We start from the raw sequence: 19497 nt of genomic DNA, 5'->3' as shown, positions 1-19497 counted from the left end.
ACTTTCAGCCTACCTGTTACGGGTGTTACGGGTATATGCACACGCGCGCACGCGGGGAAAAACTCACATCTACTTATTCTATTTAATTTAATACCCTTTAAATATTTTCCCGCGCGAGGAAAACACCCCGTAACACCTGTTACACCCGTAACAACAATTGATTTTAAATAACTTTTTAATACCTATACCCGTAACAACCCCGTAACAAACAAGGGGTAGCCCGTAACATTGCTTATAAATTGAGCTAAGGTTGATAAAATGGAAAAATATATTCGCTTACTAAATCCAAAAACCACAAATTTTGATGCTATCGGTGGGGGAAATCATGGAGCTATGACAGCTCAAGATGTCTGTGTAGCATTGAGCTATGCAAAACTAACAACTGTCCAGAGCCATTTGATGGAGCTGTGTGCTATGAATCGCAATTCAACTGATCAAGTAAAACTTTCGGCACAGGTGATACATGCAGAGTTAATTCAAACTAAGCAAGCTGAGATGTCTATAGAGCATGAACTTTCAATCTTTGTTGCTCTTGTTGAGTTGGCTAAGGTTCCTGCAAACTACACTCCTTCAGAACGCAATCGAGCAGTGATAGCAGGAGTGAGTCGTATGCAAATCCAGCGTAAAATGGGGAATATGATTAATAATTTTAAGGAGCTGCTTAAGAATGAGATTGAGATTGCATCTGAGAAAATTAACTACCAATTGAAAAAATCAACTTAAAGTTTATTTGGTGTATTGACAGGTGAGCCAGTTTTAATCTACATTTCTCCACAATGAGAAACTATATCAAAACGTTGTAGTTATCCTCTGAAGAGCCGAAAAGGCTCTTTTTTTATGGCTGCATGTCCAGTTTCAATGTCAATGTCATGGGCATGCAGTTCTTTTTAATTTGGAGATTGGTTATGCATGCAACGCAAATTGTTCAGGTCAAGGTCAAGTTATCCAAACCTAAAATTGTTCTGGCTTATGCACTGGGTGCAGTTGGCGCGGTAGCGCAAGCACTTTCCAAAAAATTAATTAAGAGTTCAGTTTCAATGCAAGTGGTTCCAGTTCATGACAAACAAAGCACCGCAGAAAGCTAAACGTCCTTGTCTGGTCAACAGTTGCAAGGACTATGCAACGAACCAAGGTTATTGCGATAACCATCAGGACAAAATTAAAAAGAAAGATCGTGAACGTGGCACCGCGCATCAGCGTGGCTACGATGCTAAGTGGACAAAAGCACGTGATGCATTCTTAGATCAGCATCCGCTTTGCGTTGAGTGCAGCAAGAAAGATTACATCAATCCTGCAACGGTTGTGGATCACATCATCCCACATAAGGGCGACAAGGTTTTGTTTTGGGATGAAACGAATTGGCAACCGCTTTGTGAGACACATCACAATATAAAAACGGCTACCGAGGATCGGGGCAGTTGGTCTCCAGTGGCAAAGCAAGTTAAAGCTAACCTAGACAGCAAGAACGAATTCAAGGTGAGTGACCGCTTACTGGTTGCCACTGAGTATGCACAAGAATCGTTGATGTGTGATGACAAGACGGTATTCACTGTGATTGAAGTCCATGACAAGACAGTGTTTGTTCAAGATGACGAAGGCAACGGTGGTCGGCTGCATCATTCACATTTCAAGGCGGTGCCAGTATGAGTGAAGTTATCTTGCTAGGTGATCCAGTTGTTTACAAAGATCATATTCATGGCATGGATGAGATCGGTGTCGTAACCAATGCATCACCTACAAATTTTAAAGTCCTTTGGAATGATGAGATGCATTCTAAGGTCGAGATATATGAACGACTTCGCATTGCTCGCTTGGATGAAGTTGATGCTCAGTGTCGAGTTATTCATAAGGATTGAGTCATGCTTAAATATACAAATTGTGAAAAGTGTGAAGGCTGCAAAATATTTGATGGCAAAGATGGAACAGAAGCTCGGCCATGTCATCAACCAGTTCCAACGATTGTTGTAGATCCAATAGTTGTAATGTCATCAAATGGCGAACAACTTGAAGACGGCTTTAGTTGGCTTTGGTTTTACTTCACTGGCATCGGTGTTGGAATGCTATTTGGTTATCTAATTGCTTTTGCTATCACTTGAGGGGAGCTATTCAAATGCTTGTAAAAATTAATTCTGATCTTTTTGTTCTTGCTTCAGATGTTGTTCAAGTAAAGAAAATCACAAAGCCAAACTCAAGTGACTATGGGAAATGGGTGGCATTGGTCAAGCATGAGTTTGGCACCTCTGCACATGAAATTCCTGAAAGCGAAGTTAATATTCTTGTAAGTGATATCAATAGATTTTTAGAAAAATAGGGGGATATGGGGTCAAAAGTCAAAACCGACCTCTTAGAAAAGACCGCCCCCCCGTCAAATTTTTACGTGGTCAAAAGTCCATAGGGGGGTATACCTCCGATATTTAACAGTTTTTGGAAATTCAGGAGGTTTGTATGTCTAAAACTGGCCGACCTCCTAAGCCATTGCAAGAAAAAATATTGTCTGGTGCTCGTATTCGAGATGACCGTGACGATGATGCACAAGTTGCAAATGCAGCAGTAGATTTAGGCATGCCACCATGCCCAGTATGGCTGAATAAAAAAGCCAAAAAGCATTGGGATACATTAGGACCAACTTTGGTACAAGCTGGATTGTTATCTGTGGTGGATGGCGATGTTTTCGGATTGCACTGTGACAACATGGCAGCCTATGAAGAGGCAATGACAAAACTAACTGTTGTGTCTGAGTGGGTAGCAAAAACTCCAAACGGATTTGAAGTTCAAGCAGCTTGGCTTCAGATTCGCAATAAATTGCAAGAACAAATTATTAAAACTGCCCGTGAATTTGGTCTGACACCCGCAGCACGTTCTAGTGTGAAAGTGAATAAACCACAGCAACTTAATTTACTTGGTGCATCAGCTGCAGTTGAAGAAGATGAATTTTCTGGTATGGGCATTCGTTCAAGTTAAGTGAAAAATTATGCGTGATTACTTCAAAATCGCGCTCCAGTATTGCCATGACGTGCGCTCTGGGGTGCGCGTTGCAGGTCAGTTGGAAAAACTTGCAATTAAAAGGTTTTTATCAGATTTAGCAAGGTCAGGTTTTGATCCTGAATCAGTTGATGATGAGAGTAAGGCTTTACTTCAAAAACTCAAGTTTAAACCTCAGCCAGATATAGATTTTGATTATGAATTAAATCTTGAGCGTGTCACCCATGCTTGTCGATTTGTTGAGGCTTGCCCACATGTGAAAGGCAAGTTGGCAAAAATGAAACCTGATGGTTCCCGTCATCGCCTGATTTTAGAGCCATGGCAAATATTCTGCATGATGAATATTTTTGGTTGGGTTGATAGCGATAACAAACGTCGATTTTTATATGTTTATATTGAGGTCGCAAAGAAAAATGGAAAATCTACTTGGCTTGCAGCCGTTGCGTTATACCTTGCTTTTATCGATGGTGAAATGGGGGCTGAAGTTTATACAGCAGCTACTTCGCGGGATCAGGCAAAAATCGTATTTGAAGATGCAAAAACAATGGTGGAGTTCTCTCCACGTATGCGCTCAACCTTCGGTATTGAATTTTCACAATATTCTGTGTACCAGACAGAAACAAACAGCACGCTTAAAGCGTTATCACAAGATCGGGGCGGCACAAAAGACGGTTTGAACGTCCATGCGGCAATTATTGATGAATTACATGCGCATAAAACTGCAGATATGTATGACATTGTGGCCAATGGTGTAGCAGCTCGTGAAGAGCCATTAATTCTTGCCATTACTACTGCTGGAGACGATACAACCAGCAAATGTTACCAAGAACGTCAAGTTGTAGTTGATATCCTTAAAGGAAAAGCTACTCATGACCAGTACTTTGGCATGGTTTTTTGCTTAGATCGAAATGATGATTGGAAAGATCCAACTGTTTGGCCTAAGGCAAATCCTAATTATGGTATTTCTGTGACGGAAAAATACCTGCATTCAGTCTTTGAAAAGGTCAAAGTAAGTCCAAAACAAGAGGGCATTACTCGGCAAAAACATCTGAATGAATGGGTTGGTGCTATTGATGGTTGGATTGCACCATCTATCTGGGAAAATGCAGGTCGGGAAATTTCAGAATCATCATTTGATGGGCAAGTCTGTTTTGGTGGTTATGACCTTGCCAGTCGCCTAGATTTAGCTTCTTGGGGGCGGTTACGTCCAAAGCTTGAAGATGGGAAAGTACATTGGTACATCTTTACCAGTAATTATATTAGTGAGCACGTTGTAGATACCAAAGAAGCTATTAATGGTGAAAAAAGACCTGATGAATACCCTGTTTGGCGTGATCAGGGATATTTGATTGTTACTGAAGGTAAAACAACAGATTTTGAGCAAATTCAGCGCGATATTGAAGATTTCCACACTGAAAATCCATTTTATGAGATGGGTCACGATCCATACCATGCCGCGCAATTGACAGCAAATTTACTTGATGAAGGGATCAATGTTATTGAAGTGCCCCAAGTTACCAAGTTTATGTCAGAACCAATGCGCTGGATTGAGCAACTTCTGGCTGAAGATCGGCTGCACCATGATGGTGATCCTGTCTTGAAGTGGTGTATGTGTAATGTTGTCATACGTCCAGATGTAAACAATCAAATCTTGCCTAGAAAAAACTCTCCAGGGAAAAAAATTGATGCTGCTGTTGGTCTCATTATTGCTGCATCACGTGCTATGCATTATGACAATGAATCTGTATTTGAGTTGGTGCCTGGCGAAGATGACGGGAACATTGATGACTGGTTGAAAGACATGATTAAGGTGAAAAAGCGATGAGTAAAAAGCGCGATAAAGTTAAAAGTCGTGATAAAAACAATCGCGATAGTCTAAAGGTTCGGGGAATGGGACCAATGCAAGACAAAACGGGGACGACCATTATTGATCGTCCCCGTTCTGGTTTTAGAACGGCTAAGCCTGTGACTTTTGACAGTGCCATGACACTTAGTGCTGTTTTTGCCTGTGTCAAAATTCTGACAGAGTCAGTAGCAACCCTTCCTCTGCAAATGTTCCAGTTAAAGTCTGATGGAACCAGAGTACAAGTTAAAGATCATGATGTTATTCGATTGCTTTACAACAAGCCCAACCGATACCAAACCCGAGTAGAGTTTTTTGAACAGCTCATGCTCAATTTGGTCGCGGGAAATGCTTATGTAAAAAAGGATTTTATTGGCAAGAAATTAGTCAGCTTACAAGTCATCAATTCTGGTTCAGTCGATCCGAGTATTCGAGAGGATGGCACACCGTTATATAAGTGCAAAATTGGTAGTAAGACTGTCGAATATACTGATAAAGAAATTTGGCATATCAAGCTTTTTGGTACTGGATTTGTCGGTATGTCACCTATTGCCTATGGTGCTCAGTCAATTGGCATTGGTTTGGCTGGCAGTGATAAGACCTCGCGTTTGATGTCAAATGGTGCAAAACCAACAGGTGCTATTTTGACACCAAAATGGCTTAAAAAAGAACAACGTGACGAAATTCGTGACGAAATGGATATTCTTGTGAATGGCGATGATGGTGATATGCCAGTTCTTGAAGGAGGAATGACCTTTGAGCAAATCAGCCTAACGCCTGAAGATCTTGAATTGATTGAAATTCGAAAGTTAGCCGTTGAAGAGGCATGTCGTTATTTTGGTGTAAATCCTATCCTCATTTTCAGTACCGATTCTAGTACGACATGGGGTAGCGGTATCGAGCAATTGGTTGATGGCTTTCATAAGTTTGGTTTGCGTCCATATTTGGAGCGGATTGAAGAAAGTGCCCGTATTCACCTACTGCAACGACATGAATGGGATGAATATGAGTTCGAGTTTAAGACCAAGGACTTGTTACGTGCTTCATATCTAGAACGGATTAAATCCAACAAAGATCGAATTTTGAGTGGTCAAGCCACGATGAACGAGGTGCGTGTGGAAGAGGGTGATGCACCAATTGAAAATGCAGATTTCTTACTGGCACCAGTGAACATGACAACAGCCGAACGTATGAAAAAAGGCAATTATGGAGCGAAAGCTGATGAATCAAAACCTGCTAGTGCGTAATAAAGCACTGCCAAACTTGCCGAAAGTTCAATGTCGGCGTATGCCAATTGGGGCTGAAAATTTACGTTTCATTCAAGATGATAAAACTGGTGCGGTAAAGGTCAGTGGCTATGCTGTGAAATGGGATTCAATTAATTTTTACGGTGAAAAATTCATTCGTGGTGCATTTGCTGAAGTTTGTGCAGCATTTACAGCAGGGAATAAAAAAGTACATGCATATTATAACCATGGCTGGCGTATGTATTGGGTTGATTCGCTGATGGCATTGCGGATTGGTAAATATATAGTTTTAAGAGAGGACGAGATTGGTCTTTATCTAGAGCTAGAATTTACACCTGGTTTGTATTGGGCGCAGCAAGTAGCTGCCATGGTCAAACATGAAACCGTAGATGGTTTCTCGGTTGCATTTTATCCACCTAATCCAATGGATATAGAGGACAAAGGTACGCATGTTGAAATCAAGCGTGCTGATATTTATGAAATTAGTGTTGTAGATGAGCCAGCCGATAGTGCAGCCCGAATCATCAATGATGATGCGATTGATTCCATTGAAACAGAAAATGATGCTGAAGAGCTTATTCGTTCTATGGGCTTTCCTGGTGAGTACGCAAAAAAATTGATGGCACGTTTGTCTGGAATGCAAAAACCGCATGAAGAACCAGTGTCACAGAAAGATCCACTTGGTTGGCTCGATTACTAAGCCAATCACAATTTATTTATTACCCGCTTAATGCGGGTTTTTCATTTTCTATGCATAGGAAAAATAGTATGAATGCTTTATCAAAAACTCAAGTCGCTTTAGCAATTGGATCAGCTGCTGCGGGGAATATCTATTCGCCATTTTTAGGTTTGCACACACGTGATACAGCTGCTGCAAAAGAATTTGAACAGCTCTGTGGTGACTTAAAAACGCGTAAACAGCAGCTTGACGATTTAATCACCCGCTATAAAGAAAAACTTGAAGAAAAAGTTGAATTACCGCAAGACGTAAAAGATGATCTTGAAGCGCGCTCAAAAGAAATTAAAAAGTTGTCTTCTGATCTTGAAGAAGTTCAGCAGAAGCTGATTGAAAATATTCACGAACGAAGCAAGCCAGAACAAGATAGTGTGGCATCTATTTTGATTCGTAATAAAGATATTGCAGATCAAGCTGCTGCAATCCTTAAATCTCGTGGCAAGTTTTCAATTGATGGCATCCAAGCACGTAATATCGTAACTCTGGATGGTTTACCAGCAACAACTCAATTTGCTACTGGAACAATCAACACAGCGACACGTGCACTGGCTTTGTTGGATTTAATCAGCTTTACACCTATCACTGAAAAACTGGTCCCACTTTTCCGTGAATCAGCCTATGACATTATGGCGGATTTAGTAGAAGAATCTAACGATAAACCTGAATCTGATATTGAATTTGGCGTAGTTGAAATGGCGGTAGGCACAATTGCCCACTGGATCCGTGTTTCAAACCAGTTGATGTCTGATATGCCGACCTTAGCTTCGTATATTGAAGGTCGTTTGGCATATGGTGTACGCCTTAAACTTGAATACAAACTTGTAAATGGTGACGGTAAAACATCAGGTGCACGCTCATTTATTGGCTTGATTGAAGTTGGCACCCATTTGACTGTGGCTGTTGGTACAAATGATAGTGCTATAGATGTGTTAAGTCGTGCGAAGTACCGTGCTGGAGCTGCAGGTGTCTTACCTGAATATATTTTGTTGAATCCAGAATCATGGGGAGCAATTGAACGTATTAAGGGGACTGATGGCCATTATGTTTTTGGTGCACCAGGCGCAGCAGTTCAACCAGTTCTTTGGAATTTGCCTGTAATTCTTACTGCAGCAATGCCAGCATTTAAGTACTGGGTAGGTAACTTGACTATGGGTACCGCAGCCTATGTACGTGAAGAAGTTCATGTCGATGCATCAACTGAAGATGGCAATAACTTTACGAAAAACCTTGTGACTTTACGTGCAGAAATGCGAGCAGCATTTGGTGTTGTTTTACCAGATGCGTGTGTTTCAGGGGAGTTACCTGCGATTGATGAACTGGATACTCCAGTTGTGGCGGTAAATACTTCTGCCGAGCTTTCTGGTACTGCTGAACCGAATAGCATTATTGTTTTACGTGAAAATAATGTGGCGACTGCATCAACTGTGGCTGATGGTACGGGTGCATGGGAATTTACTCCAAATCCACTTGCGACTGGTGAACAAGCAGTGTTGTTTGCAGTCTTGGGTGGAGCTGTGTCTGAAGCAGTTCAAATTGTTGGTCCATAAAAAAAACTTTCAAAGCAGTCCTTCGGGGCTGCTTTTTTTTACCTCTTTTTCTGTTTTAAAAAGGCTATTTTTATGAGTGATTACAACATTACATTAGAAAAACTGAAGCAATACTTGAGTGTTGTTCATAGTCGTGATGACCAATTCATTGAATCACTCATACAAGTAGCTATTGAAGATGTTCAAAACTGCATTGATCGACGTTTTGATGACCCTACAACATGGGGAAATATAGCTTTAGTTGATCCTAGCAACAATATTCCTGCACCGTTAGAAGCTGCAGTAAAAATGGTGGTCGATGATCTTTATCACAACCGATCTACGCAGTTTGATAAATCCTTATTTGATAACAAAACATTTACCCGATTGTTTTCTCCATATCGAAAAATGGGGGTGTGATGTGCATGAAGCATTTGAAGCGTGGTTTAAGCTGCAAGACTTTTATAAAAGATTGATATTTATTCATGGCGAAAGTGTGATGTTCAAGGATAAGGACACATATCGGCTTTTGGTTGTTCAAATTGCTTTTGAAGCATATCTGGAGGGACGACAATGCAATCAGGTCAATTAGATACGTTGTTTGAGGTTTATCAACAATCTTCTGAAAAAAATACTGCAGGCCAAAAGAAAGATGTTTGGACCGTTATTGGCAGTTTTTATGGCGGAGTAGAGCCAATTAGTACACAGACATTTGTTCAATCTGGTTTACAAGGATCTGCTTTGGTTTGTCGTGTAGTTATGCGCCCAGATGATTATCCTGGATTAAACGCAGCCTTAATTATTAAGGATGTAGATCGTGGGGAAATTTATAAAATTTCAGGGGTTTTACCAATCAATAAAGGCAAGCAATCCTTATTATGCATGATAGGTAAACTTTTATGAATTTTTCAGCCGAGGTTGAAGGCTGGGAAGAAGCAAAAAAGCAAATGCAGCAATTGGTGAGTTTAGCAAAAGAAAGACAGCTCACTCAGAATGCATTGTTTTACGCATCACAGCCAATGTTTGAAGAAATTAAACAGAATGCACCCAAAGCTGAAAAGGCTTATTACAAATACTACAGAGGCTCTTCAAGGGCACGTTTAGCGGGACAACCTCAGAACATACGCAAGTTGAAACGTCCTGGTACTTTAAGACGTAACGTCGCAAGAAAACGTATTAAAGTTGATAACGGTGTTGCAGTAGGCATCTACATCAAAAATAAAGCCTTTTATTTTCGATTTATTGAACTGGGAACACCTCATATTGTGGCTGTCCCTTTTATTCGTCCTGCGTATGACAAGAACAAGGATTTAGCGATAGCTCGATTTATTGAACGCTATCGTGAGTACATTCAAAAAGTTATTGCAAAACAGCAATTAAGTTCTTTGAAAGAGGGGGATTCAGATGCTGGTTAAAGAGATCATCTATTCAGTATTGGGTCCATTATTCAATGATCGTGTCGGACCACATCCCTTGCCACAAGGATTTGATACCAATGAAACCTATGTGACTTATCAAGGTATTTCAGCGGTGCCACTGAATACCGTCAAAGGATGGACTGGCCACAGTCAACAACGGGTTCAAATCAATATTTTTCATTCAGACATTATTGTTTGTGAAAAAGCTAAAAATCGCGTGATTTGGGCAATGGATCAGCAAACTTATTCATCATGTGTGGTGGTCGATGAGCGTGATGAAGGCTTAGATGACGAAACTCAAGTATATCAACAACAAGTCGACTTCTTGATTTGGCAAGAAGTTGAAAAGGAGTAAAGCATGGCTGATAAAGCTTTAATTGATTCACAAGGTATTAAAATTTCATATAAAGAGGCATCTGCTTCTACATTTGAAGAGGTGCTTGAAGTTACTGATAGCCCTTTACCTACAAAAAAGCGTGAAGTAGATGATATTACGACAGTAAAATCTACCCACAAAGAAACTGCTGCTGCAGGTGTGATCAGTAGTGATGATTTGGCATACGAGCTTTTAATGATTTCAGGGAGCGCGCAGCAAACTGAATTGGATGGTCATCTTGAAGCTGGAACCATGTTGGATTGGAAAGTTGAACTTCCTGATGCGCTCAAAACAACTTATACCTATTCAGGCACTATTACTGAATTGTCTCCAATCCGTGCTGCAAACAAGAAAAACCGTTTCCGTTTGACTATTGCGGTGAATGGTAAAGTAACCAAAACAGAAATCCCAGGACCTTAATTCTTAAACAGTAATTGCCCGCTTTAATAGCGGGTTTTTTATTTCTCTAATTTGGAAAAAATATGAATACTGCAAATGCAATTGCATTACCAAACTTAGCATCTCTATTTTTAGCTGCTGCTGACAATCGTGAAATCGAAACTCATGAAATCGAAGGTTTGGGTAAAGTCGGCATCAAGAAATTAAGTATTGCAGCCCGTGATGAATGGGTGGCTTCGGAAAAACATTCAACCATATGTTTATTACAAAATGCTGTCTGTGATCCAGACACAGGGAGTCTTGTATTAAAAGAAATTGAGCTTGAACGTTTGAAAGAATTACCAACGACTATTGTTGATTCTTTGATTGAGAAAATCTTTAAGCATAACGGCATGAAAACTGTTAAAGATTTACGTGAAGAACAGCAATCGGAAGAATTAAAAAACTCCAAAGCCGACCAGAGCTAAAATTTAAATTTCAGCTTGCACTGAGATTAGGGCGAACGGTTGGCGAACTTGAATCATCCATGACTTATGAAGAGTTTGTCTATTGGCAAGCATTCAACATACTTGAACCAATCGGTATTTATCGAGAGGACCTATTGTTTGGAAATATTGCCAAAACATTTGCTGATGTGAATGTCTCTGATCATGGCCTAGGATTAGAGAACTTTATGATGTTTAGACAGCCTGTTGAACGAACAGTCGAGGATGTATGTGATGACATTAAGACGAGAATGGCAAGATTAGTTTGAACAGTCATTGGATTAAATTTCTATTTTTGCCTATATTCTAATCTCTTATTTATAAGGGGTTAGAATGGAACTATTAAATTCACCATTAAAAAAAGCTGATTTTGATCAGATTGATAGTTATTTTAACGCTTATAAATCAAACTTTTTGAAGCTAGACATTAAAGAATTAAGCATCGAAAAATTTAAAACTGATTTTAAAAGCTTTGACAAATATTTGATTAATTTAAGTGATGCAGAAAAGGCAAGGGCTTGGCTGTATTTATACTCCAAAGTTACAAAGTATTTGAAGGATCAGACTCCAGTCATTCAGCCCAATAAGCAGTTTGATAATCTAAATTCTAGGAAGTTGGCTTCATATATCGTCAGTCTTGTTATTTTGGCAATGGTAGGATGGGGTATACACGTATTTTTAAATAGAGAAGAAAGCCCAGAGGAAAAGGCAGAAAAAAGGTATCTTAGGACGGTTAATTCTGCTGAAATTGCAGTTAGCAGTGTTTTAAAAGACCCTTATTCTGCGGTTTTCAGAAACCAAAGAGGTTTTTGCGGTGAGGTTAACTCCAAAAATAGTTTTGGTGCTTACACTGGCTATGTTCGCTATATTGCACCAAAACCAGATTTAATTGTTTTAGAGTCAACTATGGACCAAAGCGAATTTGAAGAAGTATGGAATAAGCTTTGTAAATAGTAAGTTTTTTAAATCAGCCACCTTCGGGTGGTTTTTTTTCGAGTAAAGAAAATGACAGATGATTTATTAGGTCGTGTTCAACTTCTGTTGCAGGCAGATACATCCAGATTTGAAGCAGGTATGGCTAGTGCAGAAAGGATTACGGACCAATCTGTCAAAAATATTAAAACTGGATTTCAGGGTGTAACCACAGAAGTAAAAAAAACCCATAATCAAGTTGATAACTTTTCAAAATCAATATCGGAGCATGAGGCGGAAGTTAGAAGCGTTGCAAAGTCTTATGATATTGCAGCTCTAGCTGTTAAAGGATTAAGTGCGGTAGCTGCTGGTGTTTCGATTGGAAGCTTAACTGCTTATGCAAGTAACTACATTTCAAAAGCATCTGAGATTCAGAAGTTTGCTGACTTGGTTGGTTCTAGTACTCAACAATTTCAATACTATGCAGCAGGTGCAGAAGCTGCAGGTATTGGTATCGATAAATTTTCGGACTTGGGGAAAGATGCTTTAGATAAACTTGGTGATGCGATGGCTGGCCAAGGTGAGATGATGGACTTCTTTGATCAAATTGCGCCAAAAATTGGCGTAACCATTGATCAATTTAAGGGTTTAAGTGGTCCAGAGGTTATTCAGAAATATTACAACGGCTTAGAAAAGGCGAACCTTTCACATGCTGAAGTTGTTAAGTTTATGGAACAAATTGCAGATGAAGGTAGTTTGCTTATTCCAATGCTTAAAAATGGCGGTGCAGGTTTTACTGAATGGGGGGATGCAGCGCAACGTGCAGGTGCAATTCTTTCTGACAGTATGATCAAAGATTTAAAAGAAGCAAAAGAAAATATCGCTCTTGTAAACCTTGAATGGCAGGGCTTTCAAGCAAATATTGTCAATAATGTTGTACCAACGTTAGAGTTGTTAAAAGATAACTCTGATTCAGTTCAGGCAGGTGCGATTGCATTAGCTGCTTATGTTGGTACTCAATTAGTTTATGCATTAGGTCAAGCTACCGTTGCAGGTTATGCAAAGGTTACGCAGTTAAAAGATCAAATCATTGTTCAAATGGCTGCTATCCAACTTGAGAAACAGGCAGCAGCACAAGATTTGATTCGTGCTCAAGCGCAAGTTGTTAATACACAGGCAACATTATCAGCACTTGCAGCAGAACGGGCTTTAGAGATTCAACGTTTAAAAGCACAGATTTCTGCCCAAGGCTTAGCAGCGTCCCAAACTCGATTGGCTGAAATTAGTGTTATAGAATCGCAGGTTAAAAAAGAATTGGTTCTGGCAAATAATGCCTTAGCAGCGTCTCAAGCACGTGTAACAGCAGCTCAAGCTTCGGGCTTAACCGTAGGTCGGTCTTTGATAGGTTTCCTTGGTGGACCAGTGGGTTTAGGTCTTACTGTTGCTACGGTAGCAGCTTCGTATCTCTTACTGAAAGACAATACTTCTGATGTTTCTTCAACATTGGACATGCAGGGTCAAACAGTAGATGAATTGAAAGAAAAATGGCGTGATCTTAATTCAATTCAAAAAGATGCTTTGGCACTTGAGCTAAAAGAAAGTATTGAAGATTTACGTGTTAAGTATGTTACAGCATCTTCGGATCTGAATGCCTGGATTGGTTATATTGAAGATTCTGGTCGTGTTTCTGAAAAAGTTGCACGTCAGATTCAGGTTCAATACAAGGAATATTCTAAAGGGCGTATAACTGCAGATGAATTTTATAGTTCGATTAAAGCTATAAACGGCATTTCAGATGAGCAGGTTGTAAAACTTCGTGGTTTGATTACGGCTAATCAAAACAGTAAACAAGCTTATGAAGAAGTTAAGCAGAAACGTGATGCTTTGGTTAATTCAACTCCAAATGCTGTATTAGCACAAAATGCTGAAGCAGAGGCAATTCGTAAAAAGAATCAAGAGTTGCAGAAGACCAAAGCACTTCAAGAAAGTTATGCGCAGAAAAACCTGAAAAATGATTTCTTAATCAAAAACACGGCTGTTTTTGGTGGTGGTCAAAAAGGTTTTGAAAAGTCTCAAGCAGTTACAGAGTTTTATTCTGAGAATAAAATTCCTATGACACGCAGTTTGACTGCGCAAGAGTATGACGTTTTCAATAAATGGTACGAAAAGCAACAAGCAGTAAAAACCTTACAAGAGTCGATAACTGCTTCTGAAAAGGAACGCACCAAAGAGATAGAAAAACAGCAGAAGCTAATGTCTGTTAATTCAAAAGTTTTGGCTACAGCAAAACAGTACAACTTTTCGGGTCTTGAAAAAGAATATGGATTAGTGAATGGACTTTTGTCTGCTGTGATGATGCAGGAGTCAAAAGGGGATCCGCGTGCATATAACAAAGAGACTGGTGCTACAGGAGCATTTCAGTTCTTGTCTGGCACAGCTAAGCAGTATGGTGTTGCAGACCGTTACAATGTTCAGCAATCTGCAGAAGGTGCAGCAAAATATCTTTCAGACTTGTTGAAAACATTTAATGGTGATTTAGAGAAAGCTGTACGTGCTTATCATGCTGGACCTACTAATGTTAAAAAGAATAGAAAGATTGGCCCAATTAATAATGAATATTGGTCCAATACGAAATCTCGTCTTGCATGGTTGAATGGTTCAGGAGGGTCTACATCGAATGACTTTGAAAAATATCTTCAGGATGAATCAAAGTCTGTTGCTGCTGCTTTAGAAGAACAAGATCGTATTCGAGAGCAATATGCAACGAAATGGGAGCAGCTTGAAAAGACGCACACTGAAAAAGTTGAAGATATTCGTAATGCCTTTGCCAATGATACAACCATGCGAGACATGTTGCTCCAGCGTGAAAATGAAAGACATGCTGTGGCCATTGAGGACTGGGTTAAATACGAAGATCGTCGGGTAAAGGAAGAACAGGAGGCAAATCAAGAAATTATCCGTGCTCGTCAGGAATCCTTTCAGGCAATGAATGTTCCAATGAGCCAACTGGCAGAAATTGGAATTAATGCTCAAGCTCAAGTGGGTATGTCGCCAGCCGAATTATCACGTTGGAAACTGAATAATCAGCAGCAAGATGGATATTCGGAACTGGGTGGGTATTTAGGGCAAGCAAATGAAGCCATTCGTAATAATGAGTTATTAACTCAGCAGGAACGATACGCGAAGCTTGAAGAAGTCTATCGCCAGTATCTAGAAAGTAAGCGAGCACTTGGAGAGCAGTATGCACTTCAAGAGCAAGAGTTGGCGAAGTCACAGCATCAGGAGCAGTTGAATCTTTGGGGAAATTTGGTTTCTCAGGCACAGAATACCTGGAGTCAAGTTACTCAAGCTGTTAAAGATAGTGCAGGGGAACAATCAACTTCATATAAAGTTGCTTTTCTTGCTCAGCAATCTTTTGCGTTTGCCTCAGCAATTATTTCTGCACAATTGGCAGCAGCTCAAGTTGCTGCAGATGCTTCAATTACCTTCTTTGGTGCAAAAATAGCTGCATCAAAAGCCATGTTGGCAATGGGTTATGCGAATGCAGGTTTAATTGCTGCTCAGACGATTTCAGGGGTATTTCATGGTGGTACTGATTATGTGCCGAAAGAGTCCAGTTACTTGCTAGATAAGGGCGAGCGTGTTCTTTCACCACGACAAAACCAGGATTTAACAAGTTATTTGGCAAACCGTGAAAATTCTAGTTCGACAGGATCGGTTTCTATTCAAGTAAATGTCACTGATTCTGGTGTAAGTACTTCAGGTGCAAATACACAAGATCAGAAGCAACTGGGGCAAATGATTGGTAATGCGGTGAGAAATGTGATTCGGCAAGAACAACGGCAAGGGGGATTATTGGCTAAATGAGCAACTTAATTTTCACTTGGGATAATGATTTAGCGGGGAACTCTGGAACACATCAATTTAATACGCTGAATAGCAAATTTGGTGATGGCTATGAACAAAATATCTCGGTTGGTATAAATAACCGAAAAGGGACATGGCCAATAACCAAAACTGCATCAAAAACGGTTATTCAAGCGATAAAACAATTTCTTGATAGTCATAAAGCAACGGATTCTTTTTTATGGGAATCTCCACTGGATGGTCAAGTTCGAGTTAAAGCAGGTGAGTACCAGATTGAAAATCGTGGTTCAGGTTTATATCGTCTTACAACCACATTTACGCAAGTTTTCTATCCTTAAAATTTATTCAATTTCATGCCCTGCTTAGTCAGGGCTTTTTTGTGAGCAAATTATGGCTAAGCAAACAGTTAGTTTGGGCACGGCTCCCACTGGCGCAGGCGGAGATACGTTTCGATCAGCTGCCTCCAAACTTCAAGCAAATGATAATGAACTCTATGCTGCATTAGGTGGTGCATCTGGTACTTTGCCATCAGCATTACCCATCGTAAATGGTGGTACAGGTCAAACCACAGCCTTGACTGCATGCCGAGCTTTAAGAGTTTGGAAGGGTGAAAGAGCTGTAGATATTGATTTAAATACAATAATCGAACCTGGATTCTATGGTAACGATACTTTTGCTTCGGGTTTGGTCAGTAATAATTTCCCCGTTTCAGGTCAAACTGGGTCACTTCAGGTTTTGGATATATCTGGGTCGAATGGTTATAGAATCCAGATTTATAAAACTGCAACAACCAATGAAACCTATTCACGTATTACAACAAATTCAGGAACCAGTTGGTCTGCATGGAAGCGAGCAATTGATGCCAATGATGCTGTTTATCAGCAATTAGTTGCTAATGGTTTAGGGGCTGGTGGGTTTTCATTAGGGGCAGCAGATTTAAATACTTTGGCAGCGCAAGGTTTCTTTGTGGGGCTACAAAACCAAAGTACTGCTGCAACTGCAGCAAAAAATTATCCGACTAAAGCATCTCAGTTCATCCTTGGATTTAATATTAAAAATGCGACTGAGCATGAAGCACAGTTATCTCTTTGTACTTCAACGAGTCAGATGTTTTATCGACGTAAAAGTTATGGTGCAGCTTATTCCTCGTGGTTTGAACTTCTAACTAAAGCCAATACAACCGTTGATGGTTCTGGTTTTATCAAAGCAGCATCACCAGTGGTCAAATTGTTTAATGATCACATTGAATTGAATGATGATGCTCAGAAACAGCCAATCACGTTCGAAAAATTGGGTATTGGGGATTACCTGGTAAAAGGTTCACTCGGTCTTGCCCAGGAAGGTTGGTATATCGAAGTCCCAAAAGATGCTAATGGCAATACTGTTGTTGCGGTTATCTATACCATCTTAGAAAATGGCGATATTTCAGTAAAAACCCATAAGCGTAAGTTTGATTTTGAACTGGCTGCAGTGGTGCCAGATTTGGATAATCCTATCGATATTCCTGATACCCGTTGTATCGATCTGCGTTTACATGAAGAACCTCAATTAGAGGAAGCTATTGATGACACTGAACAGTGATTTTCAGAAACTGTATGTTGATGGATTAATTACTTTGTATGAACTTGATGCCAGCCAATTAGGAGCTGGCATTTTACGTTTTCATGGGCATATTTCTTATCAAGATTGGGAGCGTATCTACACATCCATCGGATCAGCAGGATTGATAGGTTCAGATACTGGCTCTATTGGTAAAGTCTTTGATGTGGGCACCAATAAAGTCTGGAACCGAAATATTATTTGGCAAGGTCAAACATTTGAGCCATTACCCCTTGAAGTGACAGGGCTAGAGATGCGCTCCGATGGTAAAGCTTCAGCACCATCACTAGCGATGGCCAACAATATTGCAGGGGTACAAAATGCCATTTCTGCATATTGTTTACAGTTCAATGACTTTGCTGGAGCCAAACTTAAAGTTATTCGCACTTTAGCAAAATACCTAGATGCGGAAAATTTTAGTGCTGGTAATAGCACTGCTTCAAATGAGGCCAGTGAACAACTTTGGTATATCGAGCAAAAGACCTCAGAAAGTTCAGCTCAAGTCTCATTTGAACTATCCAATCCAATTGATTTTGAAGGTCAAAGAATTCCAGTCCGTCAAATTACCAACATGTGCCACTGGTGCGTGATGGGCAATTACCGTGGTGAAGAATGTGGCTATACAGGTGCTGCAATGTTCACTGATAAAGATCAACCAACGGATAACCCTGCATTAGATAAATGCGGGGGGCGTTTAAGTTCCTGCAAGCTGCGATTCGGCAGTAAACCTTTACCGATTGGGGGTTATCCAGCAGCCAACTTAATTGGGTGAATTATGCAATTATCAACAACTATCAAACATGCCGTTATAGAGCATGCAGCACAGGTGTATCCGCAAGAATGCTGTGGTGTCATCGTCAATGGATGTTATCACCCTTGTCGCAATGTAGCGCAAGGAGTGGATCAATTTGAAATTCATCATGAAGACTTAGCAAATGCAGAAGACATGGGCGAAATTGAAGCCTATGTGCATTCACATCCGAATGCCAGTGCTCAAGCATCTGAACTGGATTTAATTCAAATTGAGTTGCACCAAAAGCCGTGGGTGATTTGTGCCTATCCAGAAGTTGAATTTCAGGTGTATGCACCGAATGGCTATCGGGCACCGTTGGTGGGGCGTAATTATCACCATGGCTGGCAGGACTGTTATGCATTGATCCGTGATTACTACCAACGTGAACTCAATATCACATTGCCAGATTTTGAACGTGTGGATCGATGGTGGGAAGATCCAACGCATGCATCCCTGTATTTAGACAATTTTACAAAAGCAGGCTTTTATGAAGTGGATACTTTACAGCGCGGTGATGTGCTTATTTGTCGCGTGGGTCGTACTGAACACCCTAATCATGCTGTTGTGTTTCTTGCTGATGATGGTCAGCTCCAGTCAGAACAAAGTGAACCCTGCATAGGTTCGGCACTCATTCTGCATCACCCCTATGGACGTAAATCAGTACGGGAAATTTACGGGGCACAGTGGCAAGAGCGGGTGGTTAAGATTGTGAGGCATCAAGATGTTAAAAACCATTAAGTTGTACGGCATTCTAGGGAAGAAATTTGGTAAGCAATTTAAACTGGATGTGGCCAATACCCGTGAAGCCATGCGTGCTTTATCTGCACAAGTTCCTGGCTTTGAAAAGTTCATGTTACATGCACATGAGCAGGGCCTTACTTTTGCAGTTTACCAGGACAAACATAATATTTCGGAACAAGAAATTGATATGAGTACAGATGCTACCGTAATCAAGATCGTGCCAAAAGTGATTGGTGCGGGTGGGAATGGCATCGTGCAAACCATTATCGGGGCTATCCTAATCGTGGCTGGTGCTGTAGCAATGTATTTCGGACAACCTTGGGGGGCAAATTTAATCGGTGCGGGTATAGGCATGATGATTGGCGGTGTGGCTCAAATGTTGATGCCTAAAATTGATAATACACAAGACAGCAATCAGGACGGTAATAAAGCCAATATGGGCTTTGGTGGTGCAGTGACCACAGTAGCACAGGGTAATCCAGTGCCAGTGTTACGTGGTCGTCGTGAAGTTGGCGGTTTTATTGTTTCAGCAGGGCAATATCCAGAAGATCAAATCTAATCATCTTAATTTTT

Annotated in this window: 25 protein-coding genes; all 25 read left to right on the top strand. The window is 40.4% G+C overall.

Features of this window, described 5'->3' with window-relative positions; translation table 11 throughout:
- Nucleotides 1–258 precede the first annotated feature (258 nt).
- Nucleotides 259–723, top strand: a complete 465-nt coding sequence (locus I593_RS05965) for a hypothetical protein (RefSeq protein ID WP_016166671.1) — start codon at nucleotides 259–261, stop codon at nucleotides 721–723.
- A 182-nt stretch (nucleotides 724–905) separates the two neighbouring features.
- Nucleotides 906–1085 (top strand): hypothetical protein, encoded by a 180-nt coding sequence (locus tag I593_RS05960; RefSeq protein ID WP_016166670.1) that lies wholly within the window; start codon nucleotides 906–908, stop codon nucleotides 1083–1085.
- Nucleotides 1057–1647, top strand: a complete 591-nt coding sequence (locus tag I593_RS05955) for an HNH endonuclease (RefSeq protein ID WP_016166669.1) — start codon at nucleotides 1057–1059, stop codon at nucleotides 1645–1647. The genes I593_RS05960 and I593_RS05955 overlap by 29 nt, the downstream gene beginning before the upstream one ends.
- The gene (locus I593_RS05950; RefSeq protein ID WP_016166668.1) at nucleotides 1644–1856 is read left to right on the top strand and encodes a hypothetical protein; all 213 of its coding nucleotides are present in this window, start codon (nucleotides 1644–1646) and stop codon (nucleotides 1854–1856) included. The genes I593_RS05955 and I593_RS05950 overlap by 4 nt, the downstream gene beginning before the upstream one ends.
- A gap of 3 nt (nucleotides 1857–1859) precedes the next feature.
- A complete protein-coding gene (locus I593_RS05945) occupies nucleotides 1860–2096 on the top strand; it encodes a hypothetical protein (protein ID WP_016166667.1) in 237 nt (78 codons plus the stop codon).
- A gap of 14 nt (nucleotides 2097–2110) precedes the next feature.
- On the top strand, nucleotides 2111–2311 hold the full coding sequence (locus I593_RS05940) for a hypothetical protein (protein WP_016166666.1): 201 nt from the start codon (nucleotides 2111–2113) through the stop codon (nucleotides 2309–2311).
- A 134-nt stretch (nucleotides 2312–2445) separates the two neighbouring features.
- Nucleotides 2446–2961 carry a P27 family phage terminase small subunit gene (locus I593_RS05935; protein WP_016166665.1) on the top strand — a complete coding sequence of 172 codons (516 nt, stop codon included), beginning with the start codon at nucleotides 2446–2448 and terminating at the stop codon, nucleotides 2959–2961.
- A gap of 10 nt (nucleotides 2962–2971) precedes the next feature.
- The gene (locus I593_RS05930; protein WP_016166664.1) at nucleotides 2972–4807 is read left to right on the top strand and encodes a terminase large subunit; all 1836 of its coding nucleotides are present in this window, start codon (nucleotides 2972–2974) and stop codon (nucleotides 4805–4807) included.
- Nucleotides 4804–6072 (top strand): phage portal protein, encoded by a 1269-nt coding sequence (locus I593_RS05925; RefSeq protein ID WP_016166663.1) that lies wholly within the window; start codon nucleotides 4804–4806, stop codon nucleotides 6070–6072. Before I593_RS05930 ends, I593_RS05925 begins: the two co-directional genes overlap by 4 nt.
- Complete coding sequence (locus I593_RS05920; protein ID WP_016166662.1) at nucleotides 6047–6772, top strand: HK97 family phage prohead protease; 726 nt, start codon at nucleotides 6047–6049, stop codon at nucleotides 6770–6772. Before I593_RS05925 ends, I593_RS05920 begins: the two co-directional genes overlap by 26 nt.
- A 68-nt stretch (nucleotides 6773–6840) precedes the next feature.
- The gene (locus I593_RS05915) at nucleotides 6841–8355 is read left to right on the top strand and encodes a phage major capsid protein (RefSeq protein ID WP_016166661.1); all 1515 of its coding nucleotides are present in this window, start codon (nucleotides 6841–6843) and stop codon (nucleotides 8353–8355) included.
- Between the two features lie 72 nt (nucleotides 8356–8427).
- Nucleotides 8428–8754, top strand: coding sequence for a head-tail connector protein (locus I593_RS05910; RefSeq protein WP_016166660.1), 327 nt, complete (start codon nucleotides 8428–8430; stop codon nucleotides 8752–8754).
- A gap of 153 nt (nucleotides 8755–8907) precedes the next feature.
- Nucleotides 8908–9237: a head-tail adaptor protein gene (locus I593_RS05905; protein ID WP_016166659.1), complete on the top strand. Its 330-nt coding sequence runs from the start codon at nucleotides 8908–8910 to the stop codon at nucleotides 9235–9237.
- The gene (locus I593_RS05900) at nucleotides 9234–9749 is read left to right on the top strand and encodes an HK97-gp10 family putative phage morphogenesis protein (protein ID WP_016166658.1); all 516 of its coding nucleotides are present in this window, start codon (nucleotides 9234–9236) and stop codon (nucleotides 9747–9749) included. Before I593_RS05905 ends, I593_RS05900 begins: the two co-directional genes overlap by 4 nt.
- Nucleotides 9739–10107 carry a hypothetical protein gene (locus I593_RS05895; protein ID WP_016166657.1) on the top strand — a complete coding sequence of 123 codons (369 nt, stop codon included), beginning with the start codon at nucleotides 9739–9741 and terminating at the stop codon, nucleotides 10105–10107. The genes I593_RS05900 and I593_RS05895 overlap by 11 nt, the downstream gene beginning before the upstream one ends.
- A gap of 3 nt (nucleotides 10108–10110) precedes the next feature.
- Nucleotides 10111–10548, top strand: a complete 438-nt coding sequence (locus tag I593_RS05890) for a phage tail tube protein (RefSeq protein ID WP_016166656.1) — start codon at nucleotides 10111–10113, stop codon at nucleotides 10546–10548.
- Nucleotides 10549–10610: 62 nt separating this feature from the next.
- Nucleotides 10611–10994: a hypothetical protein gene (locus I593_RS05885; RefSeq protein ID WP_016166655.1), complete on the top strand. Its 384-nt coding sequence runs from the start codon at nucleotides 10611–10613 to the stop codon at nucleotides 10992–10994.
- A 59-nt stretch (nucleotides 10995–11053) separates the two neighbouring features.
- Nucleotides 11054–11281: a phage tail assembly protein T gene (locus tag I593_RS05880; RefSeq protein WP_016166654.1), complete on the top strand. Its 228-nt coding sequence runs from the start codon at nucleotides 11054–11056 to the stop codon at nucleotides 11279–11281.
- Between the two features lie 64 nt (nucleotides 11282–11345).
- Entirely contained in the window at nucleotides 11346–11966 is a 621-nt protein-coding gene (locus tag I593_RS20605) for a hypothetical protein (RefSeq protein WP_016166653.1), read from the top strand.
- A gap of 51 nt (nucleotides 11967–12017) precedes the next feature.
- Nucleotides 12018–15791: a transglycosylase SLT domain-containing protein gene (locus I593_RS05870; protein WP_016166652.1), complete on the top strand. Its 3774-nt coding sequence runs from the start codon at nucleotides 12018–12020 to the stop codon at nucleotides 15789–15791.
- The gene (locus tag I593_RS05865) at nucleotides 15788–16129 is read left to right on the top strand and encodes a phage tail protein (protein ID WP_016166651.1); all 342 of its coding nucleotides are present in this window, start codon (nucleotides 15788–15790) and stop codon (nucleotides 16127–16129) included. The genes I593_RS05870 and I593_RS05865 overlap by 4 nt, the downstream gene beginning before the upstream one ends.
- Before the next feature lie 52 nt (nucleotides 16130–16181).
- Nucleotides 16182–17372 (top strand): pyocin knob domain-containing protein, encoded by a 1191-nt coding sequence (locus I593_RS05860; RefSeq protein WP_016166650.1) that lies wholly within the window; start codon nucleotides 16182–16184, stop codon nucleotides 17370–17372.
- Nucleotides 17356–18162 (top strand): phage minor tail protein L, encoded by an 807-nt coding sequence (locus I593_RS05855; RefSeq protein ID WP_016166649.1) that lies wholly within the window; start codon nucleotides 17356–17358, stop codon nucleotides 18160–18162. The genes I593_RS05860 and I593_RS05855 overlap by 17 nt, the downstream gene beginning before the upstream one ends.
- A 3-nt stretch (nucleotides 18163–18165) precedes the next feature.
- Entirely contained in the window at nucleotides 18166–18921 is a 756-nt protein-coding gene (locus I593_RS05850; protein ID WP_016166648.1) for a C40 family peptidase, read from the top strand.
- A complete protein-coding gene (locus I593_RS05845; protein ID WP_016166647.1) occupies nucleotides 18905–19483 on the top strand; it encodes a tail assembly protein in 579 nt (192 codons plus the stop codon). The genes I593_RS05850 and I593_RS05845 overlap by 17 nt, the downstream gene beginning before the upstream one ends.
- Nucleotides 19484–19497: the final 14 nt, after the last annotated feature.

Origin of the sequence: Acinetobacter tandoii DSM 14970 = CIP 107469 (assembly GCF_000400735.1) — a bacterium.
GTDB classification, from domain to species: Bacteria; Pseudomonadota; Gammaproteobacteria; order Pseudomonadales; family Moraxellaceae; genus Acinetobacter; species Acinetobacter tandoii.
This window is presented reverse-complemented; position numbering and strand designations above follow the sequence as displayed.

Bases quoted from the DNA above. Each gene is read 5' to 3' on its own strand.
- I593_RS05910 (WP_016166660.1), top strand. From the start codon at position 8,428: ATGAGTGATTACAACATTACATTAGAAAAACTGAAGCAATACTTGAGT.
- I593_RS05915 (WP_016166661.1), top strand. From the start codon at position 6,841: ATGAATGCTTTATCAAAAACTCAAGTCGCTTTAGCAATTGGATCAGCT.
- I593_RS05965 (WP_016166671.1), top strand. From the start codon at position 259: ATGGAAAAATATATTCGCTTACTAAATCCAAAAACCACAAATTTTGAT.
- I593_RS05955 (WP_016166669.1), top strand. From the start codon at position 1,057: ATGACAAACAAAGCACCGCAGAAAGCTAAACGTCCTTGTCTGGTCAAC.
- I593_RS05855 (WP_016166649.1), top strand. From the start codon at position 17,356: ATGACACTGAACAGTGATTTTCAGAAACTGTATGTTGATGGATTAATT.
- I593_RS05960 (WP_016166670.1), top strand. From the start codon at position 906: ATGCATGCAACGCAAATTGTTCAGGTCAAGGTCAAGTTATCCAAACCT.
- I593_RS05925 (WP_016166663.1), top strand. From the start codon at position 4,804: ATGAGTAAAAAGCGCGATAAAGTTAAAAGTCGTGATAAAAACAATCGC.
- I593_RS05870 (WP_016166652.1), top strand. From the start codon at position 12,018: ATGACAGATGATTTATTAGGTCGTGTTCAACTTCTGTTGCAGGCAGAT.
- I593_RS05850 (WP_016166648.1), top strand. From the start codon at position 18,166: ATGCAATTATCAACAACTATCAAACATGCCGTTATAGAGCATGCAGCA.
- I593_RS05945 (WP_016166667.1), top strand. From the start codon at position 1,860: ATGCTTAAATATACAAATTGTGAAAAGTGTGAAGGCTGCAAAATATTT.
- I593_RS05880 (WP_016166654.1), top strand. From the start codon at position 11,054: ATGACTTATGAAGAGTTTGTCTATTGGCAAGCATTCAACATACTTGAA.
- I593_RS05920 (WP_016166662.1), top strand. From the start codon at position 6,047: ATGAATCAAAACCTGCTAGTGCGTAATAAAGCACTGCCAAACTTGCCG.
- I593_RS05860 (WP_016166650.1), top strand. From the start codon at position 16,182: ATGGCTAAGCAAACAGTTAGTTTGGGCACGGCTCCCACTGGCGCAGGC.
- I593_RS05865 (WP_016166651.1), top strand. From the start codon at position 15,788: ATGAGCAACTTAATTTTCACTTGGGATAATGATTTAGCGGGGAACTCT.
- I593_RS05950 (WP_016166668.1), top strand. From the start codon at position 1,644: ATGAGTGAAGTTATCTTGCTAGGTGATCCAGTTGTTTACAAAGATCAT.
- I593_RS05885 (WP_016166655.1), top strand. From the start codon at position 10,611: ATGAATACTGCAAATGCAATTGCATTACCAAACTTAGCATCTCTATTT.
- I593_RS05900 (WP_016166658.1), top strand. From the start codon at position 9,234: ATGAATTTTTCAGCCGAGGTTGAAGGCTGGGAAGAAGCAAAAAAGCAA.
- I593_RS05845 (WP_016166647.1), top strand. From the start codon at position 18,905: ATGTTAAAAACCATTAAGTTGTACGGCATTCTAGGGAAGAAATTTGGT.
- I593_RS05935 (WP_016166665.1), top strand. From the start codon at position 2,446: ATGTCTAAAACTGGCCGACCTCCTAAGCCATTGCAAGAAAAAATATTG.
- I593_RS05890 (WP_016166656.1), top strand. From the start codon at position 10,111: ATGGCTGATAAAGCTTTAATTGATTCACAAGGTATTAAAATTTCATAT.
- I593_RS05930 (WP_016166664.1), top strand. From the start codon at position 2,972: ATGCGTGATTACTTCAAAATCGCGCTCCAGTATTGCCATGACGTGCGC.
- I593_RS05905 (WP_016166659.1), top strand. From the start codon at position 8,908: ATGCAATCAGGTCAATTAGATACGTTGTTTGAGGTTTATCAACAATCT.
- I593_RS05895 (WP_016166657.1), top strand. From the start codon at position 9,739: ATGCTGGTTAAAGAGATCATCTATTCAGTATTGGGTCCATTATTCAAT.
- I593_RS05940 (WP_016166666.1), top strand. From the start codon at position 2,111: ATGCTTGTAAAAATTAATTCTGATCTTTTTGTTCTTGCTTCAGATGTT.
- I593_RS20605 (WP_016166653.1), top strand. From the start codon at position 11,346: ATGGAACTATTAAATTCACCATTAAAAAAAGCTGATTTTGATCAGATT.